Annotated in this window: 15 protein-coding genes and 2 pseudogenes; 5 read left to right on the top strand and 12 right to left on the bottom strand. The window is 55.8% G+C overall.

The features are described from left to right. Positions 1-64: 64 nt before the first annotated feature. The 6 genes and pseudogenes from DFS28_RS10365 to DFS28_RS10345 all read right to left on the bottom strand — a co-directional run bounded on the left by DFS28_RS10365 (position 65) and on the right by DFS28_RS10345 (position 7,495). Positions 65-1,081, bottom strand: coding sequence for a phosphotransferase enzyme family protein (locus DFS28_RS10365; RefSeq protein WP_111449663.1), 1,017 nt, complete (start codon positions 1,079-1,081; stop codon positions 65-67). 9 nt (positions 1,082-1,090) lie between these two features. Beyond that, a complete protein-coding gene (locus DFS28_RS10360) occupies positions 1,091-2,371 on the bottom strand; it encodes an aspartate aminotransferase family protein (RefSeq protein ID WP_111449662.1) in 1,281 nt (426 codons plus the stop codon). Continuing rightward, complete coding sequence (locus tag DFS28_RS10355; protein ID WP_111449661.1) at positions 2,364-3,689, bottom strand: amino acid permease; 1,326 nt, start codon at positions 3,687-3,689, stop codon at positions 2,364-2,366. The genes DFS28_RS10360 and DFS28_RS10355 overlap by 8 nt, the downstream gene beginning before the upstream one ends. 303 nt (positions 3,690-3,992) lie before the next feature. Beyond that, positions 3,993-4,589, bottom strand: a pseudogene (locus tag DFS28_RS31150) (methyl-accepting chemotaxis protein); the annotation flags it as partial. 258 nt (positions 4,590-4,847) lie between these two features. After that, a pseudogene (locus DFS28_RS31145) lies at positions 4,848-5,900 on the bottom strand (HAMP domain-containing protein); the annotation flags it as partial. 272 nt (positions 5,901-6,172) lie between these two features. Beyond that, positions 6,173-7,495, bottom strand: coding sequence for a hypothetical protein (locus DFS28_RS10345; protein ID WP_111449659.1), 1,323 nt, complete (start codon positions 7,493-7,495; stop codon positions 6,173-6,175). Between the two features lie 278 nt (positions 7,496-7,773). On the opposite strand from DFS28_RS10345, the gene DFS28_RS10340 reads away from it, so the two are divergent. Beyond that, positions 7,774-8,163, top strand: a complete 390-nt coding sequence (locus DFS28_RS10340; RefSeq protein WP_111449658.1) for a cytochrome c family protein — start codon at positions 7,774-7,776, stop codon at positions 8,161-8,163. A gap of 47 nt (positions 8,164-8,210) precedes the next feature. Then, the gene (locus DFS28_RS10335; protein ID WP_111449657.1) at positions 8,211-9,701 is read left to right on the top strand and encodes an aldehyde dehydrogenase family protein; all 1,491 of its coding nucleotides are present in this window, start codon (positions 8,211-8,213) and stop codon (positions 9,699-9,701) included. A 523-nt stretch (positions 9,702-10,224) separates the two neighbouring features. Here the strand turns inward: DFS28_RS10335 and DFS28_RS10325 are convergent. From DFS28_RS10325 to DFS28_RS10305, 5 genes are all read right to left on the bottom strand, one after another. Then, positions 10,225-11,163 carry a carbohydrate kinase gene (locus DFS28_RS10325; RefSeq protein WP_111449656.1) on the bottom strand — a complete coding sequence of 313 codons (939 nt, stop codon included), beginning with the start codon at positions 11,161-11,163 and terminating at the stop codon, positions 10,225-10,227. A 126-nt stretch (positions 11,164-11,289) separates the two neighbouring features. Further along, positions 11,290-11,928: a nucleoside triphosphate hydrolase gene (locus DFS28_RS10320; protein WP_008145810.1), complete on the bottom strand. Its 639-nt coding sequence runs from the start codon at positions 11,926-11,928 to the stop codon at positions 11,290-11,292. Between the two features lie 164 nt (positions 11,929-12,092). Continuing rightward, entirely contained in the window at positions 12,093-13,019 is a 927-nt protein-coding gene (locus tag DFS28_RS10315) for an ABC transporter substrate-binding protein (protein ID WP_111449655.1), read from the bottom strand. Positions 13,020-13,061: 42 nt separating this feature from the next. Beyond that, entirely contained in the window at positions 13,062-14,084 is a 1,023-nt protein-coding gene (locus DFS28_RS10310) for a ribose ABC transporter permease (protein WP_111449654.1), read from the bottom strand. Then, entirely contained in the window at positions 14,081-15,640 is a 1,560-nt protein-coding gene (locus DFS28_RS10305) for a sugar ABC transporter ATP-binding protein (RefSeq protein WP_111449653.1), read from the bottom strand. The genes DFS28_RS10310 and DFS28_RS10305 overlap by 4 nt, the downstream gene beginning before the upstream one ends. Before the next feature lie 517 nt (positions 15,641-16,157). Here DFS28_RS10305 and DFS28_RS10300 point away from each other — a divergent pair. From DFS28_RS10300 to DFS28_RS10290, 3 genes are all read left to right on the top strand, one after another. Then, positions 16,158-17,168, top strand: a complete 1,011-nt coding sequence (locus tag DFS28_RS10300; RefSeq protein ID WP_111449652.1) for a LacI family DNA-binding transcriptional regulator — start codon at positions 16,158-16,160, stop codon at positions 17,166-17,168. Between the two features lie 412 nt (positions 17,169-17,580). After that, the gene (pgi, locus tag DFS28_RS10295; protein WP_111449651.1) at positions 17,581-19,245 is read left to right on the top strand and encodes a glucose-6-phosphate isomerase; all 1,665 of its coding nucleotides are present in this window, start codon (positions 17,581-17,583) and stop codon (positions 19,243-19,245) included. A gap of 229 nt (positions 19,246-19,474) precedes the next feature. After that, entirely contained in the window at positions 19,475-20,701 is a 1,227-nt protein-coding gene (locus tag DFS28_RS10290) for a carbohydrate porin (protein WP_111449650.1), read from the top strand. Between the two features lie 327 nt (positions 20,702-21,028). On the opposite strand, the gene DFS28_RS10285 is transcribed toward DFS28_RS10290, so the two are convergent. Further along, positions 21,029-21,952: a LysR family transcriptional regulator gene (locus tag DFS28_RS10285; RefSeq protein WP_111449649.1), complete on the bottom strand. Its 924-nt coding sequence runs from the start codon at positions 21,950-21,952 to the stop codon at positions 21,029-21,031. Positions 21,953-21,962: the final 10 nt, after the last annotated feature.

The raw sequence follows: 21,962 nt of genomic DNA, 5'->3' as shown, positions 1-21,962 counted from the left end.
AGCGTTTAGCATAACTGTGGCGAGGGAGCTTGCTCCCTCGCCACACAAGCTCTGGTGTTTGCCACTACTGTTGCAAATACTCCCGCGCCAATCGACACGCCCGATCAATCAACATCGGCGCCATCTCAATCGCCGTCGGCGTGCCTTTACGGGTATGAATCCAGCCCAGGTACGTCGTGCCACGCAGCAGCAGAAACAGCGCCAGCGTCTCTCGATCAGCCGCAGTCAGCGGTTTGATCGCGTCATAACCAGCAAACAGCGCCGTTTTGATTTGCTCATAACGCGGGTCGTCCAGGCAGAAGTACAGCGCGGTGGCGAGCTCAAACATGTGCCAACCGAACCCGGCATCGTCGAAGTCGATCAGGCGCAGGTTGGCACCTTCGATCAGCAAATTCTCGGGCACCAGGTCGGCGTGAATCATCCCGAAGTTGTCCAGATGCCGACCATATTGGCGCAGGTAGCAGCGTGCGCGGCGACGGGCCTGTTGCAACAGTTCACGTTGTTCTTCATTTAGTTGTTCCAGATCCCAGAAACGTCCCCAGAACGGGTTGGCACCAATCAAACCCTCTTCATCCCAGGCATGCCGGACAAACTCGTCCGGCTGCTGCCACTCGGCTGTATGCAAATGAATGCGCGCGGCAATCGCACCTGCTTCGGCAAACAGAAAGTCGATTTCGGTATCCGCATGTACCCCGGCTTCCGAGGTGCCCGCCGTCGCGCCGGGCAGCCAGGCGAGCATGTCGACATGGCGCGGTTCGCCGATGTCGGCATGGATCACTTCGATCAGATGGCGCTCGTTCCGGGCCCGGATAATCTGTGGCACGGTGATGCCGGCCGTGGCCAGCGCCTCCATCCATTGCAGCTCGGAACGCAGCGCCGCCTCGCCGTGATAGCCATTGCGATGGATGCGCAGGGCGACTCGTTGGCCGTCCTCACGGCGTGCCGAGAACACCGCGTTCTCGCGGAATTTCACCAGTTCAACCTCGGCAAAGGTGCCATCCCAGTGTTGCAGGGCGTGGCGCGCAAGGTCGTGCAGTCTGGCGACTTGCTGGTCGTGGCTCAGGGTGTGGAAATCAGTCATGGCGGGGCCTCAGATAGCGCTCAGGGCGGTGTCTAGCGTGTCAACGAAGAGGTCGGCGTGCTCGCGGTTGAACACCAGCGGCGGCCGCAGTTTCAGAATGTTGTCGCCTGCGCCGATCTTGCTGATCAGCACGCCAAGTTCACGCATATGGTTGACCACCTTGCGCGCTTCCAGCCCAGCGGGCTCTTTGCTGGCGTGGTCACGCACCAGTTCCAGGGCGAAGAGCAGGCCTTTGCCGCGCACGTCGCCAATGATCGAATGCTTGCTGGCGAGCACTTGCAGACGCTGCTGCACATAAGCGCCCACGGTGTGCGCATTACGCAGCAGCTGTTGCTCTTCAATCACATCGAGCACCGCCATTCCGACCGCTGCCGCCACCGGCGAACCGCCAAACGTGTTGAAGTACATGGCACTGCGCCCGAATGACTCGACCAGCGCCTTGCTGGTGATCAAACCGGCTAACGGATAACCGTTCCCCATTGGCTTGCCGAGGGTGACGATGTCCGGTACCACAGCGTGGGCCTGATGCCCCCACAGATGTTCGCCGGTACGAGCAAAGCCGGATTGCACTTCATCAGCGATGAATAAACCGCCCGCCGCGCGGATCAGTTCAGCGGCTTTGTTTACGAAACCGGCCGGCACCCGTGGCAAGCCTTCGTTAGCAAACAGGGTGTCGATCAGCAATGCTGCCGGGCGAATGCCCTGAGCCTGCAGCGAGGCGATGGCCGCTGCAATGTTCGCGGCATAGTGCTCCGCCAGTTGCGCCTCGGTGGTCCCGGCTGGTGCCCGGTACAGGCACGGAATGGGTACCGCGCGGGCATGTGTGGCGAACGGTTCCGGCGACGGCAGTGCGGTGGTGACTTCGGCCAATGACGCGGAATTACCGTGGTAGTTGTAATCGCTGACGATGATGCCGGTACCGCCGCTGGCGAAACGTGCCAGGCGTAGCGCCAGTTCGTTGGCCTCGCTGCCAGTGCAGGTGAACATTGCGGTGTCGAGCGGCTCGGCAAAGGTCGCCGTCAGGCGCTCGGCGTAGCGTACGATGTGTTCATCGAGGTAGCGCGTGTGGATGTTCAGCGTCATGGCCTGGCGGTGCATCGCTTCCACCACGTGAGGGTTGCAGTGGCCGACGCAAGGTACGTTGTTATAGACGTCGAGGTAGCGCCGACCGTCAACGTCAAACAGCCAGACACCTTCACCGCGCACCAGGTGCAATGGCTTGTCGTAGAACAACGGTGAGGCGCTGCCGAGTACGCGGTGGCGGCGCTGCAAAAGCGTGTCTTCAGGCATGGTCTTGAACCTCGAGTACGGTGGTGCGGCCTTGCAGTCGGGCACGCAGCAGGAAGTTGAAAATACACAGGGCGAAGGTCACCGCGAGGGCGATCAGCATCAGTTGGTCGAGTTGGAAGCAGGCTGCGATCACCACCAGCGTCAGGGCCAGGCCTAGCCAGGCAATCACCTTGCCACCCGCCAGACGGAACGGACGCGGCAGATCCGGTTGGCTGCTTTTAATGCGCAGATAGGCGCCGAAAATGAACAGGTAGCAAACGTTGAGCAGCAGCACGACCGCGAGCATCACGGTCGCTGGTTCGACCGCTGACATCGGCAGGCCAATCACACCAATCAACAGCAGCGCCGAGAATGGAGTGCCGCGCTTGCCGGTTTTCCCCAGCCACTGCGGGAACAAGCCATCGCGGGCCATGGCGAACAGCTGCCGGGAGGCGGCGTACACCAACGAGAAGAACGTAGCGATCAGCCCGAACACCGCGCCGCAGCCAATCACCTTCGCCAACCACGAGGCTTCGCCGTAGGCGTTGGTGCTGGTCATCGCGGCGTACAGCGGATCACCGGCCGACCCCACCAGCTCGACGCCGCCCGCGCCCGGTGCGCAGACCAAAACGACCAGCGCCGTCACCAGCAAAGTGCCGATGGCCGCGAGAATGCCGCGCGGCATGCTGCGAGCAGGATTGTCCGCCTCTTCGGCAGCCGAGCCGATTTGCTCAACGGTAATGAACAACCAGATGGCGAACGGAACACAGGCGAAGATGCCACCGAAACTGATCACTGGCGCTGAGTTAGCAGAAGGCATCTTCAACAGGTTGGTCAGCTCGACATGCGGCGCCATGGCCACGCCAAAGGTGAGCAGGGCGACGACCGCGATGACGCCAGCGATCATGGTCAACCCCATGGCTTCACCGACGCCGCGCAGGTGGATGCCGATAATGACCGCGAACAAAGCGATTTTTACCGGCCAGCCGCCGAGGCCGAAAATCGACTCGGTATAGGCGCAAATGAAGGTCGCCGCCGCGCCAGTGCTGATGGTCAGTGCCACCGCACACGCTACGCCCACCAGGTAGCCCACGAATGGTCCGAACGCGCTTTGTGCATAGACGAACACGCCGCCGGCACTCGGCAGCGCGGTCGACAGTTCTGCTACGCATAACGCCAGACCGCCGCAGAGCAAGGCCATCAACAATGTGGCGATCAACATGTTCAGCCAGCCGCCCGCCATCAGCCCAAAATTCCAGCCGGAAAACTGCCCGGCCACCACCAACGCAATTCCGAGGCCGGCGATTTTTGGCCAACCCAACGCATTTTTCTTAAGCACAGAAGGCTCCTGCGACCCTAAGGTCGATTTATTGTTTTTGGGGGTAGAAGAGGTCGGTTTTGATACTACGCGCGGCGGGCGGAGTGGCTTGTTTGCGCGCATGCCATCTGGTTGCGTGTGGGTGCCAGATTTGGCGTATTAGAGGAGAGCAGCGACACCGCGTTATCGTTCTTCGTCGCAATGCCGCCCGGAGCCGGCGCGCTCCCACAATGGATCTCCAGTGAACACAAAATTTGTGGTCGACAGACATCAAATGTGGGAGCGAGCCTGCTCGCGAAAGCGGTGTGTCAGGCAACGCCAATCTCAGATACGAAAACTCCCCACCAACTGATTAAGCCGATCAGCCTGCCGCTCCAGTTCTGTGCAGGCCTGCAACGTCGAATGCAGGTTTTCCACCCCTTGCTGATTCAGTGTGTTGATTTCAGTAATGTCCACGTTCAAAGCCTCGACCACCGCGGTCTGTTCTTCAGTCGCTGCCGCGACAGACTGGTTAACGCTGTCGATCTCACCGATACGCTGGGTCACGCTGCCCAACCGTTTACCGGCAAGGTTGGCGATGCTGACGCTTTCCTCGCTGTGCTGCTGGCTCTCGGTCATGGTGGTGACCGAGTCGCGCGCGCCCACTTGCAGCTCTTCAATCATCTGCTGAATCTCCAGTGCCGACGTTTGGGTGCGCCCGGCCAGGCTGCGCACTTCGTCGGCGACCACCGCAAAGCCCCGGCCCGCTTCGCCTGCCCGCGCCGCTTCGATGGCCGCGTTGAGGGCCAGCAGGTTGGTCTGTTGAGAGATGCCTTTGATTACTTCCAGGATCTGCCCGATGTTCACGGTTTTATCGTTCAGCACTTCGATGTTGACGCACGATGCGCTGATTTTTCCGGACAGTTCGTTCATCACTTGAATCGTGCGCTCAACCACCTGACGCCCGTCTTCGGCTTGTTGCCGTGCGGCAGAGGCCTGCTGTGAGGCATTGGACGCATTACTCGCTATTTCCTGCGCGGCGGCACCCAGCTCGTTGATGGCGGCGGCGACACTGTTGGTGCGGGTCGATTGTTCGTCGAAGTTGCTCATCGACGAGTTGGAGGTCAGCAGCACGCGCTTGGCCACTTCATTTACGCCAATCGCCGCCGAAGACACCTCACGGATCGACTGGTGAATACGCTCGACAAAGCGGTTGAAGGCGGTCGCCAGTTGGCCGATCTCATCCCGGGATTGCACCTCAAGGCGCCGAGTCAAATCGCCTTCGCCCAGGGAGATATCTTCCATGACCCGGGTCAACACTTGCAGCGGCCGGGTGATGCGAAACGCCGTGTACCAGATCAACAGCAAGCCGAGCAGGGCGGAGCCGCCACCCAACAGCAGTTCCAGCGCCGTGCTTTGCACGCCTTGTGCATCGAGCTCCTTTTGCAGCGTGATGACCGGTGCCAGTAGCACCTCCTGCGGCACACCCACCAGTACGCCCCATGACGCAGCGCCGGCAATCGGTGCCAACGGCTCGAGCACTTTGATTTGCTGCTGATCGACAAACACTTTCGGTTGCCCCTGACGCAACGTGTCCAACACCTCGGCACTGTCCAACGGTTGGCCGAGGCGACTGGCGTCCTGGCTGTTGGCCGAAATCACCCCGCGCGGGCTGATGATGCTGATCTGCCCATGGCCATCGAACAGTTGATGCGCGCTGGCTTCGCTGTTTTGTTGCAGGGCGGCGAGGTTGATGTCGAGGCCGACCACGGCGATGACTTTGTCATTGTCCATCAGCGGAAAAGCGATGCTGGTGACCAGTTTGCGGCTGCCGGACGCTTCATCAAAATAGGGTTCCAGCACGCAAGCCTGACGGGTATCGCGAGCGCAGGTGTAGAAAGCGTTATACGGGGCGCCGCTGGGGCCGGGAGAGGTGTTGGCGAGCAGCGCTTCGTCGCCGATCACCGCTTGCAGTTCGCCGGGTTTGCTTTGTACCCAATAGAGGGAAAAACGGCCGGTCTCGTTGCTGCCCGTGGCGGCCTGGTCGACGAAACTGGCGTCGGCGCCGTCCAGTGCGTTGGGCTCGAAAATGACATAAAGCCCGAGCAGGTCGGGCTTGTCGATCAGGGCCTGGTGAAGCTGTGTACTCAGCTCCTGCCGCAGTTGTTGGCGGGTCAGAATGCCTTTATGTTGCAGTTGCCTTAAGTAGAGCAAATAGCGCGACAACCCCTGGCCGAACTCGTGAGTCTGCATGAAGGTTCGTTGCACCTGCATGGCCTGCACTTTGCCGAGGGCTTGCATGTGTTCCTTGGCGGCATCGGCCAGCATTTCGCTGCTGGCACGAGCTACTTGCTGGCTGCTTTGATGCGTTTGATAGAGCGACAAGCCCATCAGCAAACCCACCACCAACAGCAGGCATAGGCCGGCAAGCAGGGCGATCTTGCTCTGGATCGTCAGGAATTTTTTGTGCATTGGAAAGGCCTTTTTCCATAGGGACAGTGGATGCGCCACTGCCCCGGTCTGGCTTAGAACGTGGTGGCAAACACCACTTGGCTGTAGAGGTTCTTGTCGTTGCTGCCCAGCTGGGTGCCGCCTTCTTCGGCGCTCTTGTCCGGTTGGTAGAGGCCGATCAGCGGCATCACGGTCAGGTGCTCGTTGACGTGCCATTCGGCATACAGGTCGACTTCGTGACCATCGGTATTGCCCAGGCTGCGGTCGATGGTGTCGTAGTTGAAATACATCGCGCCCACCGTCAGGTTTTCCAGAGGCGAGACTTTCAGTGTGACGTTCTGGATGCGCGAGTTGGTGTTGAACGGGCCTGCGTAGTTACCGGCGACTTCACCCTGGAACCAAGTGCCGTAACCGCGGCTGAAACCGTAGAACAGGGTGTCGTAGCCTTCCGAGAACCGGCTGAAGCGATAGCTGACATACGGCGTCCAGGCGACGTCGGCAAAGGTCCAGCCGGCTTCCAGGTACCAGGCATCTTCGGTAGCGGTGTGGGGTTTGTCCTGCTTGGCGTATTCGCCGGAGAGGAACAGGTTTTTCACCCCTGCGTTGCCTGTCGCGCGCAGGCTGTAGGTCTTCATGCCGTCGCGCTCAACTTGCGCAGGGGAGGCGAATTGCTCGTCGACATCGGTGCTGTCGATGTAGGTCAAACCAACCGTGCCAGCTTCAGCGACGTGTTCAAGCGTGCCGACGTACATTTCGGTCTTGGCCTGGGCGCGATTGTCTGATTTCAACCACATCAGGTCGCCGCGCCAGCCTTCCTTGCCACCCAGACGCAACACGGCGGTCTCGTCAAACGCTTTGCGCGCGGCCAGCCAGTAGGCGCCTCCACGGTTGAATTCGCCGTCGGCCAGGCCTTTGCCCAAGTTGAGCGCGTCGCCATTAATCAGGAAACCGTCACCGACCACAATGTTCTGGCGGCCGAAGGACAGGTCCACGCCGTCTTCACCGAGCACATCAAAAAGTTTGCCCGAACGCCAGCCGAGGTAGGCGTCTTCGAACTTGGTGGTGCGTTCCGAACCGTCGCTGAAGCCCGCGGCATCGCCGTCGCCCCAGGTGCCGGAACTGAGCAGGTTCGCCGCGCCATACGCGGTGCCCACACCGGCGAGGCCTTTGTCGAAGCTCAGGCCATATTTGATGTAGCCCTCGCGCCACGACGACGAACCTTGGTCGAGGCGGCCGGACAGCGCGTAGTTTTCCTGGCTGTGGAAAACACCCAATACCGCTTCCAGGGTAGCGTTCAGGTGACTGTCGTCATCGGCATAGAGTTCGTAGGCGCCAGCCTGGCCGGCACTGATCATCAGCGCGAGAGTCGAGAGACGAAGCAAGGGGGACTTGAGCATATGTGGCATCCGTTCTTGTTCTTGAGCGCAGGTTTGCGGTCTTTTTCGATACTACGGCCCGGAACTTTTTCGCCCTTTTGTGTGGTTGCCAAAAAGTTGGCTGTGCTTGCCAGATTGGCCCGTTTGGCAGCCCTGGCAACACGACTGGCACGCAGGACAAAACCTGCGTGCCGGCGACCATCGACAATCCGTACTAACCCCACCGATGCGCCGCTGTATCGGTACTTTCAGTGTTGGCGCTCGTTTGACGAGCGCGCGGATTCCAAGGTCGTTTTCTTATGTTTACCTCCCTGCGATTACCCCTCATGGGTTTGCTTTCATTCACCCTGACGCACACCGCGCTGGCGGCCGAGTGCACACCCGATCAGGGCCATGGCGCCCAGGTCTTCGCCAATGAATGCGGTGTTTGTCATTCGGTGAGCAAGGGGATGGCGGGGATGATGGGGCCTAACCTGGCGGGTGTGGTCGGGCGTAAATCCGGTTCGCTGGAAGGCTTCAACTACTCCCAGGCCATGCGCAACAAAGACATCAATTGGCAAGCCGAAAACATCGCGCAACTCATCGCTCAACCCCAGGCCTTTGTGCCGGGGACCTACATGCCCTACATGGGGCTGGCTTCTGCAGACGATCGCCAGGCGGTCGTGTGTTTCCTTAAAGAACAACAGTAATCAGCCGGTTTTCTGGCTGAACAACTCGTCTGAACGAAAGGTGAATTATGAGCAACGTTGAAATTCTGCCGCAGGTGGCTGCATTCCTCGACCGCCGTCATGGCTGTTTCATCGACGGTCGATGGGTGTTCGCTGAAGGGCAAAGCATTGCCGTGGTCAACCCTGCTACCGGGCAAACCCTCTGCGAAACACTGGATGCGCCGCTGGAAGTGGTCGAGCGCGCGGTGCAGTCATCCCATGCCGCCTTCAAGTCCGGCGTGTGGTCCGGTTTGCGCCCGGCGGACCGCGAACGCATTCTGCTGAACTTCACCCGCCTGGTTGAGGAACATGCTGAAGAGTTGGCCCAGTTGGAAACCTTGAGCCAGGGCAAGTCGATCAACATGGCGCGTGCGCTTGATCTGAACGCCACCGTGGAGTTCATGCGTTACATGTCCGGCTGGGCGACCAAGATCGAAGGGCAAACCTTTGATGTGTCAATCCCGCTGCCACCAGGTGCGAAGTTCACCGCCTTCACCAAGCGTGAACCGGTGGGGGTGGTGGTCGGGATTGTGCCGTGGAATTTTCCGCTGCTGATCGCTGCCTGGAAGCTGATGCCGGCGCTGGCCACCGGTTGCACGGTGATCATCAAACCGGCGATGGAAACCCCGTTGACCGCCATGCGTCTGGCTGAATTGGCCATTGAGGCGGGCATTCCTGCGGGCGTATTCAACGTCGTGACCGGTGGTGGCGCCTCGGTAGGCGGCGCACTGACGGCGCACCCGCTGGTAAGCAAAGTGTCCTTCACCGGCTCCACCGCTGTGGGCAAAAGTGTCGGCGTTGCGTGCATGGAAAACATGACGCGTTTTGCCCTGGAGTTGGGTGGCAAAAACCCGATGATCATTCTCGAAGATGCCGACATCGAAAAAGCCATTCAGGGCGCGATCCTGGGTGGCCTGCTGAACAACGGCCAGGTCTGCGCAGCGGCCTCGCGCTTCTATGTGCATCGCTCGATCTACGACAAGTTTGTAGAAGGTCTCGCGGCAGCGGTATCGGCCATGCCGATCGGTGCGGGTATGAACTGCGACGCAGCGATCAACCCGCTGGTGTCGCGCAAGCAACAACAAAGCGTACTCAAGCACATCGAGCTGGCTCGCCGGGAAGGTGCGCGCGTGGTCTCGGGCGGCGAGTTACTGGAAGGTGACGGTTTTTATGTGCAGCCGACGATTCTGGCCGATATCGACCACAGCATGGCGGTGGCCAGGGAAGAAGTGTTTGGTCCGGTGCTAGGCGTGATGCCCTTTGACGATGAAGACGCGGTGATTGCCCTGGCCAACGACAATCGCTACGGCCTTGCCGCCAGCCTGTGGACCAACGACCTGAGCAAGGCCATGAATCTGGTACCGCGTATCGAAGCGGGCACCGTTTGGGTCAACGCTCACGTACTTCTCGACCCTGCAATGCCATTTGGTGGTGTTAAACAATCCGGTATGGGTCGTGAGTTCGGTCGCGCAGTAATTGAGGCTTACACCGAACTGAAATCGGTGTGCATCGCACACTGATTTAGCCGGCCTTGGAAGTGATACTTACGGCCCCAGCAACGGGGCTGTATACGGTGGTCCGGGCTAAAAATTGCCTACCCGAGATTGGAGTCTGCACTTGGAGTAGGGGCATAGAGTTATTCAATTTTTGTTCTTGAGATACCCTTCGAACAAGTCCAGAGTTGAGTCCATTCCTGCTTCAGGAATAAAAGAAACCCCATAGATTTCAATGGATCGGACGCCAGATGCGAGTCTCGTTTCCCGCTCCAATTATTGCGCTGAAGAGTTCTACAGAATTCTGCAAGCGATTGAAAACAGGACCGTCGGGTCCTTTTTTCGTTCCGGCGGGAATTGCTGAAGTCCAGCACCATCCAGTGCTTTTCTCGACCAAGTCGCGTCGCCATCTACGGCGATCACTTTGATAGTCCGTTCAGCCAGCGCCCGCAACAGCCAGTCTTCGCCACAGCCCAAGTCAAGCGGTGGTGGGGGGACCCCACTTGCTCGCGAAAACTGCAATGCCCGCGATACAGACCCCGACCAGATATCAATCCAACTGATGCCGATAAGGCAAGTCCGGCCCGGTCTTGCCGCAGGTCAGGGCGGCGGCGCTGACGGCGAAGGTGAGCATCGCGTCGATCTGTTCGCGACTCAAGCGCTGCAAACCCTCCACCGAATCCAGCTGCTGTTCGGTCAGCCAGGCGATCAACGCCGCTTGGAAGGTGTCGCCGGCGCCCACGGTATCAGCCATCACCACTGCGCAGGCCGGTGCCGACCAACTGCCATGGCGGCGGCTGAACACCGTTGCTCCCTGGCCACCACGGGTGAGGAATACCAGCTGGCAGCGGTGTTCCAGCCAGCCATGGATCACGCTCTGCGGATCACGCTCGGGGTAGAGCAGGTTCAGGTCCTCGTCGCTGACCTTGATCAGGTCGGCATGCTCGACCAGAGTGTTGATGCGCTCGCGCCACAGTTCGATATTCGGTTCCGGGTTCAGTCGCACGTTGGGGTCGAGGCTGATCAGGCGTTTGCCGCTTTCCCGGCGGACCAGGGCCAGCAGCGTGTCGGCAATCGGCTGCACCACCAGCGAGAACGAGCCGATATGCAACCCACGCACCTCAGCGCTTAACTCAGGTAAATGCCCCGGCAACAGCTGGCGATCGGCACAGCCTTCGCCTCGGAAGCTGTAATGCGGCGAGCCGTCGGCACCGACGGCGACCATCGCCAGAGTGGTCGGTGCGTCGAAGTCCTGCAGGTAGTCCGGGCGCACGCCTTCCTCCTGCAGCACTTGCTGTAAACGCCGGCCGAGGTAGTCGCTGGACAGCCCGGCGAACAGCGCGACGTCGATGCCCAGGCGGCGCAAGCCGACGGCGACGTTGAACGGCGAACCACCGGCAATCGCTTTGTAGTTCACTTTTGAAGCTTGAGTGTTGACGTCGTTTTCACTGAAGAAGTCGAACAGCGCTTCACCACATACCAGATACATAGTCATTCGCTCTTTAAAGGTTCGCTACAAGTTGTTGATAGCGTTCGTAGGCCTGTTAGCGTTAAGAAGCTAGCCAAGCAAAGCTGTTGGTTAACGCGTGATTCTTTCTCAAAAGGAAGTGGGATCTTAATTTGTGATCGTGAAGTCAGCGATATTGCTGGCCGAAATCACAATGTCGGCATTCGGAAGGTCGTTGCGATGAACTTTTTCATAGGAAGTAGCCTCATCGAAACCCAATGATCGCCATCGATCAAGCAGGCGCGCTTCCAGGGTTCTGCGGTCAGCCTGCAGCATTATGGTGGCGTCAAAACAGTCTCTTAAGGACGACCATGGGGCGAGGTCTAATAGAAGGTAGTTTCCTTCCACGATGAGATATTTCACGTCAGAGGGAATCAACTGTCCTGCAGCACGGGATATCTCCAGGATTCGATCGAATACCGGAACGGCAATCACTGGTTCGTTGTTTGCACGAAGCCGCAGCAGCAGACTCCTGAAGCCACCCACATCGAATGTATCAGGTGAGCCCTTACGATCCAAAAGGTTCAAGGATCCAAGAACCGCGTCATCGTAATGAAAGCCATCCCCGGGAACGACAACTGCGCTCCCCGGCATAACGCTATTAAGAGCCTCTACCAAGGCCTGAGAAACGGTGGACTTACCGGCACCAGGCGGCCCCGCTAGCGCAACGACAATTCGATTACCAGACAGAGCCTTAACGTAGTTGAGTAGCTCTGTGCTTACTATTGTGTTTGTTTTGGTAAACATGCCAAATCTCTCCTCAGCAGCCGTCGCTCAGGTTTCCCGTAGGTTCGCCCCTCTAGGGATTTTCATGCCGTTCGGCCGCTGCGAGCACCTCGCAGCAGCCATTTCCCGCATGACAGAGGTGGGACCCCTATGTCATTTGACTCAATCGCTCAGTGGTCAATTGGTCAGTGGTCAGCTTGCCAGCCTTTGTACTCCATGACGTTGGCTCGTGTTACCAGTGAGGGTTGAAGCAATACCGTTGTGCTTTCCAAAGATTTGCCATTCAACAGGTCATTACCCATCGTTACGGCCTGTTGTGCCTGGCCCCAAGGGGATTGGGAGGCGGATGCCTGGATCTGTGTATCGCTTTTGAGCGCAGTCTCTATATCGGGAGCTCCATCCACCGATGCGATAATGATGCCTTTGCGCTTGAGTTGTTTTGCTGCCAGGTCTGCACCTATGGCCTGGGGGTCATTGATCGCGAACACCGCGTCGACTTTTGCAAAGCGAGTCAAGTCGCCTTGCATCACGCTGTAGCCACCTTCGCGCGAGCCTTTGGCATCCTGATTATCAGACAGTACTTTGATATCGGGCGCCTGCGCGAAAACACTCTTACAGCCATTGACTCGGTCCAAGACTGCTGAAGTTTGCGTACCATTCTGGATAATAACGTTACCCTTGCCACCCAGTTTCTCAGAGATGTACTGACATACAATCCTGCCGGCTTCGACGTTATCGGTCTGTACCGTGGCGTTGGCACCTTGCACCATGACATCTACGCCCACAACCACTATGCCTGCCTTCCTTGCTTTCGCAATCGCAGGCGCGATTGCGACAGGGTCGACGGCGTTGACAAGAATCAAGTCTACGCCCGAAGAAATGAAGTTATCGATTTGAGTGAACTGCTTATTCAAATCGTAATCTGCCGACACTGAGATAAATTTTGCGGCGGGATTGATATGCAGTGCCTCGGCTTTGGCGCCATCTACCATCGCTACAAAGTAAGGATTACCCAGCGAGCCAACTGTTATCCCGACGGATTTCAACTCTCGCGCTTGAGCGCTGCTAAATGCCAGTAGTGTACAAACAGCGGTAAATATTATTTTTTTCATGAGCACTGTCTCTTGTTATTGGAGTGTGGGGGGGATATTGATTCAGGTTCGTGCACCTGACTGCCGAAAGCGATCGAGGGCTACCGCTCCGATGATGACAACACCTTTGATAATGTATTGCCAGATATCCGAGACTCCCAGCAATATCAGGCCATTGGAAAGTGTAGCGATAATCAGGGCGCCAATTAGCGTACCGACGATAGTGCCGACGCCTCCTGTAAAGCGCGTGCCTCCTAGAATAACGGCGGCGATAGCGTCGAGTTCATAAGACTGCCCCATTTGCAGTCCATTAGCAGCCATCAGTCGAGCGGAAGTCATGATGGCCCCCACGCCCGCCAATAAACCGGACAGGGCATAAGTAAATAACAGGACTTTCCAGACTTTGATTCCCGACAACCGTGCGGCCTCAGGATTACCGCCCACTGCGTAAATCTGTACGCCTAACACCGTACGTCGAAGAATAACCCACGAAAGAGTAACCACGACTACCGCGATTACAACCAGCCATGGCACCCCGAACAACGTATCGTTTCCAATGTAAGCAAAGGACAGGTCGGGATTGAAAACCGTTTTGTCTTCGCCGATAAGGCGTGCGATTCCACGCATCGCAGTCAATCCGCCTAGCGTGACGATAAACGCCGGTAGCTTACCAAACGCGACCAATACACCATTGACGAGCCCTAGTAACAGTCCGACTCCAAGCCCCGCAGCGATGGCCAGGGGAGCAAACCCCGGAACTTGCGATACCAATAGCGACACTACTGCGGAAACAGCCAGAATCGAACCAACCGAAAGGTCGATTCCACCTGTCAAAATCACGAAAGTCAGACCTGACGCCAATACCACATTGATAGAGGCTTGCTGACTGATGATCGAGAAATTCTGAACCGAGAAAAAGCTCTCGCTCATCAGTCCAAAGCCCACACAAAGGAGTAACAATACGGGCAGCATGCCCGCCACTCTCATCAATTGGCGCATTTTATCCTGGGTGGAAACTCCGGCGATGCTTCGTACACCAGGCGTGGTGAAGTCACTTGCTACTTTGTTTTGCAGTGGGGAAGTCATTGGACTAAGTCTCCGTTGGCTAGAGTCAACCTGTCGCTGCCTGTGGCAGACGCGATAATGGCTTCAGGTGTGATATCAAGACCGCTGTGGCCACCGAGTTCGGTGACAAGTTTACCTTCACACATGACCAATACACGGTCGGCAATTCCAACGATTTCTGGTAGTTCACTTGAAATTATCACTACGCAAACGCCGGATGCTGCTAATGCATTGATGATTTTATATATTTCTGATTTAGCCCCAATGTCGACACCCGATGTAGGCTCGTCGAGAAACAATACCCTGGGCTTCATCTCCAGCAGACGAGCCAGCAAAACTTTTTGCTGGTTGCCTCCGGACAGCGCTCCAACATTGATATCGGAGGACGCTTTGATATTGAGTGCCTGGATTGCTTGTTCGGTACGTCCAGTTCCGGCGGTTCGGTCCACGAACCCCGCATATCGAGCATCACTTCCCACAACACATACATTGATATTGTCGTGGACACTCATGTCGAGAAAAAGGCCCAGTGCTTTGCGGTCTTCTGTCAGATAGACGATGCCTGCGTTACTTGCATCGCGAGGAGAGCGTATGACTACAACTTCGCCGTCCATTTCAATCTTTCCGCCTGAGTACGCGTCGACGCCTGCGATTAATCGGGCAAGTTCGGTTCTTCCAGAACCCACCAGTCCTGCAATCCCGAGAATTTCGCCGGCATACAGATCGAAACTGCAATCCTGAATTTTGAAGTCATCTGTAAGATTGCGAACACGTAGTATCGGTTGCTCGTAAGAGCACAAAGGACGCTCATGGGCGTAGAAGCCGGAAACATCGCGGCCAACCATCATCCGGACCAGGGTTTCAGCTGACAGCGTGACGCGATCCAGCGAACCGACGTAATGACCGTCCCGGAGTACCGAAACACAATCGGACAATGCGTATATCTCGGCCATACGATGGCTGATATAGATGATCGCGACGCCATCATCACGTAGCTGGCGAATCAATGTAAAAAGACTTTCGGTCTCTTTTGTGGATAGCGGCGTTGTAGGCTCGTCCATCACCAGGATTCGCGTATCGGCATGAATTGCACGCGCGATTTCAACAAGTTGTTGGTCCGCAATCGACAAAGTACCGACCAGTGCGTGCGGATCAAATGTAACGCCAAGTCGCTTTAGTACTACGAGCGCACCTTCGGTCATTGCCTTGCGGTTTATAACGCCACATCGTCGGATTTCTCTACCCAGGTAGATGTTCTCCACCACGCTCATATTCGCGCACAAGCTGAGCTCTTGATAGATGACGGATATGCCATGGCGCTTCGCATCGTTCACGCCATAGTTTCGAATCTCACATCCGTCGATTCGAATAGTGCCGCTGTCGGCAACATAGGCCCCCGATAGTATTTTCATCAGAGTGGATTTTCCGGCGCCGTTTTCGCCCATTAGCGCGTGGATTTGTCCTGGGAAAATACTGAGGTCAATGTCATGCAGGACGCGCACCCCATTGAATGACTTCGAGATGGAATGCATTTCCAATAGGGCAGGAGGGGGGCTTTCAGATCCAGTGCTCAGCATAGCTGTTAACTCCTTATCTACCGATTTGAGAAGTAGTTGAAACCTCTCATCGGTGTTCTTGTTCGAGCAACATAGTCGAAAGGAAAGCGCTTGCGCAAGCGCTTTCCTTTTCGTTCGAGGAATTCTCCAAAAAGCACTTCCATGTCCATCCCCTAGGGAAGCCCCGATCAAAGAGGAGGTGAATAGGATGTTAGGAAAGCGCTTGCGCAAGCGCTTTCGTCTCGGCTATGCTTTTTTCAACAAGCGCTGCTGCGTCCATCAATTGGTTCGCAGGATGATCGCTACGATAATAAAAAGGAGTGCCCGGCTATGCTGCATAGCGGATTCCACCATCTCGATTTACAGATTTCAGATGCGCTGTGCATCTCGCTGGGTCTTTCACGAAATTGCGGGCTCGCCCCGGCATCAATTCCGAGAGCCATCGACGCATTTTCTCGCCGTGAGCTTTACAATAGGTAGCAACTGGACATGAGTTCAGCGCTATCCATCAAATCACGTGAGAAAGGAGTGATACACAGTGGGCGCAAAGATGAGCGATGTCGCGAGAGCCGCGAACGTATCAATGTCTACGGTATCTCATGTACTCAACGGTACTCGTAAAGTACATCCTGACACCGTCCGTAGTGTGAATCAGGCTGTAGAGTCCGTAGGCTATATTCGAAACTCACTCGCTCGGTCTCTGGCTCGCTCCTCTTCGGGTTCGGGTGCTATTGGTGTGGCGATTGCTACGCTTTCAAACTATTACTTCAGTGAAACAGTACGTGCCATCGAAGCGGCATGCGCGAAAAGCGGATTGATGATGATACTGGTCAATACGCAAAGAGATCCGGAACAGGAACTCAAAGCGGTCAAGGCACTGCATGAGCGACGTGTTGACGGGATTGTACTCGCTTCGGAATATGATCCGGAAAATCGAGTATTTGATTACTTAAAAGCCAACAAGATACCCACGGTTCTCATCGATCGACTTCTCTCGACGTCTTTTGATCAGGTGGGGGTAGAGAATAAGCACTCCTCTCAAGAGTTGATTGCACATTTGATTAAGCTTGGTCATCGGCGTATCGGGATGGTCTCCGGACGATTGACCCAGTCTTCTTCTCATGAGCGAATTGACGGCTACCGTGCGGCTTTAGCTGACGCTGGAATTGAGTACGAAGATCAATTGGTTTGCTGTGGTGAATCGGCGATTGCGCCGGCAATGGAAGCCACTCGCCATTTGCTATCGCTAGAGCACCCGCCCACCGCAATAATGACTGCAAACAACTTGATGACCATTGGTGCAATGCAGGCTCTTCGTGAAGCGGGGCTTGAGGTGCCAAAGGATATCGCGCTGGTTGGCTTTGACGATTTCGACTGGGCGGATGCTTTTAGCCCAAGACTGACAGTTGTAGCGCAACCTCTCGAGGAGCTCGGGGCCCAGGCTGTGAAGCTTTTATTGAAGCGTATCAAGCAACCTGAGGGTAGACGTCAGACTATTAGATTGAAACCCTCTTTAATCCAGCGAGATTCTTGCGGCGCTCCCAAATGACGGTACTCAGGGTTTCGTCCTGAGGATTTAGCGGTGCAGACGCGAATTAGTTGATGCTAGTCCACGTCTCGCCGCCTGAATGACTTTGAAACTAAATGACTAGTACCTGGTTTCCATTTGTCGTGCACGGATATGCATGTTTGCAGTGTTTTCTGCTTGAGTGTCCCGCGTTCGGTTTTGTTTTCGTCAGGTTTCAATGATTTCGTTATAGAGATAAACATTTATTTTAATCGCGATGGAGAACGCTGGCCTCGCGGAACTAAATCCGATAATGGGTCGTAACTGCACAATGCAGGGCTTATTCCTGTGATGGCGCTTCTGCGTTTGCACAGTTACAAAACGCCCGCATTTGAATGGCAAGAAAAGAGTTGATTGAGACGGCACAAGCCGTATTGGCGAAGAAGGGCTGAGCATGAATAACTACAACAAAACGAATGATGTGACTGCACTGCCGGCATGGCGCAATCTGCTCGATCATCGAGAGAGCATGAAAAATTTTAGTATGCGCGATGCCTTTCGAGATAACAGTAAACGCTTTCAAGACTTTTCCTTGGCGGGCTGCGGGCTGTTTTTGGATTACTCCAAAAACCTGATCACTCACGAAACGCGTTCATTGCTTGTAAACCTTGCTCGCGAGGCAGGCGTGGAACAGGCCGCGCGTGCCATGTTCAGTGGAGAGAAAATCAATTGCTCCGAGGGGCGTCCAGTGCTGCATACGGCGCTGCGGCGACCAGTGGGAGACGCTTTGATGGTCGATGGTCGCAACTTGATGCGCGATGTGCATGGAGCCTTGGCGCAGATGACTGACGTTGTGAGTCGTATCCATAACCATCTGTGGCGTGGTTACAACGACAAGGTCATCACCGATGTCGTAAACATTGGTATTGGTGGCTCATTTCTGGGCCCGGAGCTTGTCTCTGAGGCGCTGGCGCCTTTTGCTCGGCATGGGGTGCGGTGCCATTATCTAGCTAATATCGACGGCAGTGAGTTCCGAGAGGTTACAGCCGAACTGAACGTAGAAACAACGCTGTTCATCATCTCCAGTAAAACCTTCGGTACTCTTGAAACCTTGAAGAATGCACAAGCTTCTCGTAGCTGGTACTTGGCTAAGGGCGGGACGGAAGAGAAGCTATATCGCCATTTCATTGCTGTGACCAGTAATCGCCAGGCAGCGCTGGATTTCGGCATCCGTGAAGCAAACATATTTCCTATGTGGGACTGGGTTGGTGGCCGTTACTCACTATGGTCTGCAATTGGCCTGCCGATTGCGCTGGCCATTGGTATCGCTAACTTCAAGGAACTGCTATCCGGCGCATACGCTATGGATCAGCATTTCCTGAACGAACCATTGGAACAGAACCTTCCTGTTCTTTTAGCGGTACTCGGCGTTTGGTATCACAATTTTTGGGGTGCGCAAAGCTATGCTTTCTTGCCCTATGACCATTATCTGCGCAACTTCGTTAAGCATCTGCAGCAGATGGACATGGAGTCAAATGGCAAAAGTGTTCGTCATGACGGCACGTCAGTGTCTTGCACCACGGGCCCGGTAATCTGGGGCGGCGTGGGGTGTAACGGACAGCACGCTTACCACCAGTTGCTGCATCAGGGAACGCCTCTGATTCCAGCTGACTTCATTGTGCCTGTGGTCAGCCACAATCCAGTGGCTGATCATCAGGAATGGCTGTATGCCAATTGCTTGTCTCAAAGCCAAGCGCTGATGTGGGGCAAAACCCGCAGTGAAGCTGAGGCAGAGCTAAAAGCCAAAGGCCTTTCATCCAGTGAGATTGAACGACTGGCACCGCATAAAGTGATCCCCGGTAACCGGCCAAGCAATACAGTTGCTCTTGAGATCATCAATCCACATAGCCTTGGTGCGCTGATCGCCCTATATGAACACAAGGTCTTTGTCCAAGGTGTAATTTGGGGAATCAATTCGTTTGATCAATGGGGCGTGGAACTGGGCAAGGAGCTAAGTAACAACGTCCATAACCTCCTGACTCGCTATGACGCGCAACCGGCTGATGATTCATCTACGCAGGGTCTTATAGATTTCTTCCGAGGACGCCATCGGGGGTAGAGCCTCATAAGATTGGACGGGTAATGCCTTATCGTTAGCTCGTCTGGTCACTTTGCGCCGGCAATGCCTGGATTTTTCTCATTGGTTCAGCGGTGCCTTTTCTATTCGATTTAACTTGGTATTTCCCTTTCTGAAACAGGTGCGTGGGAGTTAACCGCGTACTTTGATTAAAAGCGTGCTGTTCGCGTTGGCCTTATCCAATAAATATAACAAACAAAAGGTGTTATGAATGAACGTTAAAACTCTCAGCGCAGTTCTGGGTGCGTCCTTTGCTGTCGGCTTTTTGCCCGTTGACGCGTATTCAACAGACTTCAGTGGTTATTTCAGAACCGGAGTAGGGGATTCGACTCAAGGAGGGAAACAGTCGTGTTTTCAGCTACCGGGCGCGCAATCCAAATACCGTCTTGGCAACGAATGTGAGCAATATCTGGAGCTGGATTTGCGCCAGGATCTGCTTTCACTGGACGACGGCTCGGTGGTCAGCGTGGAAGGCATGGCACAGTTTTATAACGAATATGGCCATGAACCAAAATTTGACGGGGAGCACGGCTATACGCGGATGAGCCAGCTCTACGCTGAGTGGAGCAAGATGCCGGCATTGAATGGCGGTTCTTTCTGGGCGGGCCGTCGTTACTACAACCGAAACGACATCAATATTTCCGACTACTTCTACTGGAACCAAAGCTCAACAGGCTTTGGGTTCGACCAGGTCGCGTTGGGAGATCTGAAATACAGCTATGTGCTCTCACGCAAGGACAACGTCTTCCAAAAGGATTTTGTTACCCGTCATGATGTGACGGTCAGCGGATTCAACACAAATCCCGGTGGCGAGGTTCAACTGGGCGTCAGTTATCTGGACAAGCCGAGCCGCGAGAATGCTCATCAGGGCTGGTCGGTGGTTGCCCAGCACAAGCAGGTCGCGTTTCTTGGCGGAGTCAACAAGTTCGCTGTTCAATACGGCCGAGGGCCGGGCACCGCATTGGGCTACACCGGTGATACCACGTTGGATGAGAGCAACAAGAGCTGGCGGCTCGTGGAGTTTTTCGACTGGCAAATGACCCATGCTTTTAGTGGTCAAGTTGAATTGGTCTATCAAAAAGACACGCGCCCTGATGGTGATGATCAGAACTGGTTATCCATTGGTGTTCGGCCAATTTATGCGTTCACGGACCAGTTCAAGTTGATTACCGAAGTTGGGCGCGACCAGGTTGAAGCTGCAGACGGTACCCGAAAACTCACTAAGTACACCATCGCGCCTACCTGGTCACCGAAGGGCCCCGGATTCTGGGACAGGCCGGAATTTCGTCTGTATTACACCTACGCTACCTGGAACAAGGCTGCGCAACGCGCCGCCAGCTTGCAGTCTCCGGGATCGGCGCTGTCTGATACCGGTGCGTTTGGTACAGACCTGCAAGGCTCCAACGTAGGTGTTCAGGTCGAGTATTGGTGGAAATAAATCCTGAAATGACAGGGCTGACAATCAGCCCGAATCTGCTTCGACAACTGCGGATAGCGAGGGCAATCCAACGCTTCCTTTCAAACAGGAAGGGAGTAGTGAACCGCGAGAGGAAGTGAGCGAGTCAGAGGGTGCTGAACGTTGTGACGTTCAGCACCCTAGTCGATCGAACATTGTTGAAGCTTTTTCAGGCGAGTCACTCAGAGTGAGAGACAACGTCACCATCCTTTTATCCAGTGATCGAGTTTGTAATTGCGCACTGATGCACCGGCGCGAAAGTCACCTATGCCGCCGCTTCGTCGCTTCTTGCAGCTGCATCCGAAAGTATCAGCTCAAATATTCGTCCAGGTTGCTGGATTCTTCTGCAAAGCGCTCGATCAGAAATTCGAGAAGGGCGCGTACGCGAGGTGCCATATACCGGTTACGTTGATATAGGGCATGTACCGGCGCGTCCTCAGACCGCCACTGCGGCAATAGAATCTTCAAGCGTCCTGCTCGTAGGTCTGCGCCAATATCCCACATCGATTTCATTGCAATGCCGTAACCGTGAACCGCCCACTCTCGAGCGACCGCGCCATCATTCGTCTCGCGAGCGTTTGCAAGCGGGACCCTATAACTTTCGACTTTGTCATTTCGGATGAAGCGCCAGTCGTTTGCAGGCCCGGCGACAGAGTTAAGGACAATGCAGTCGAAACGTTCCAAATCCCGTGGATGTTCGGGGGCGCCGTGTTTTGCCAGATATCGAGGCGATGCACACAGCACGCGCCGATTGGGTGCCAAGGGGCGGGCAACGAAGGAACTGTCCGGCGGCACGCCAAATCGGATGGCGAGATCAATATCGTCTTGCAACAAATTCGACAGCGAATCCGATAGCACCAGCGCGAACCTGACCTCAGGGTATTGCGTGTTGAACTGGTCAAGCCAGTTCTTTAACACGTTGCGACCGAAATCCGAGGTAGCGGATATTCGCATCTTGCCACCCACGACGCTTTTCCCAGCCTGGAGAAAGGCATTGCCATCGTCGAGTGCCTGGAGTGCCTGCTGGCAATAGGACAAATACGTCCGCCCTTCATCCGTCAAGCGCAGGTGGCGTGTCGTGCGCTCGAACAGGCGCGTATGCAACACAGATTCGAGCTTAACCAGGCGCGCACTCGCGGCAGCGGGGGATAGCCCGAGCTTGCGACCTGCAGCCGACAATCCACCGAGATTTGCTGCTTCGACAAACAGCCTGATGTCGCCTAGGTAGTCCATGATATTTCGA

The organism is Pseudomonas sp. 478 (genome assembly GCF_003254125.1).
Taxonomy (GTDB): domain Bacteria; phylum Pseudomonadota; class Gammaproteobacteria; order Pseudomonadales; family Pseudomonadaceae; genus Aquipseudomonas.
Note: the sequence above shows the minus strand (reverse complement) of the source record. Positions and strands in the feature narration are given on the sequence as shown.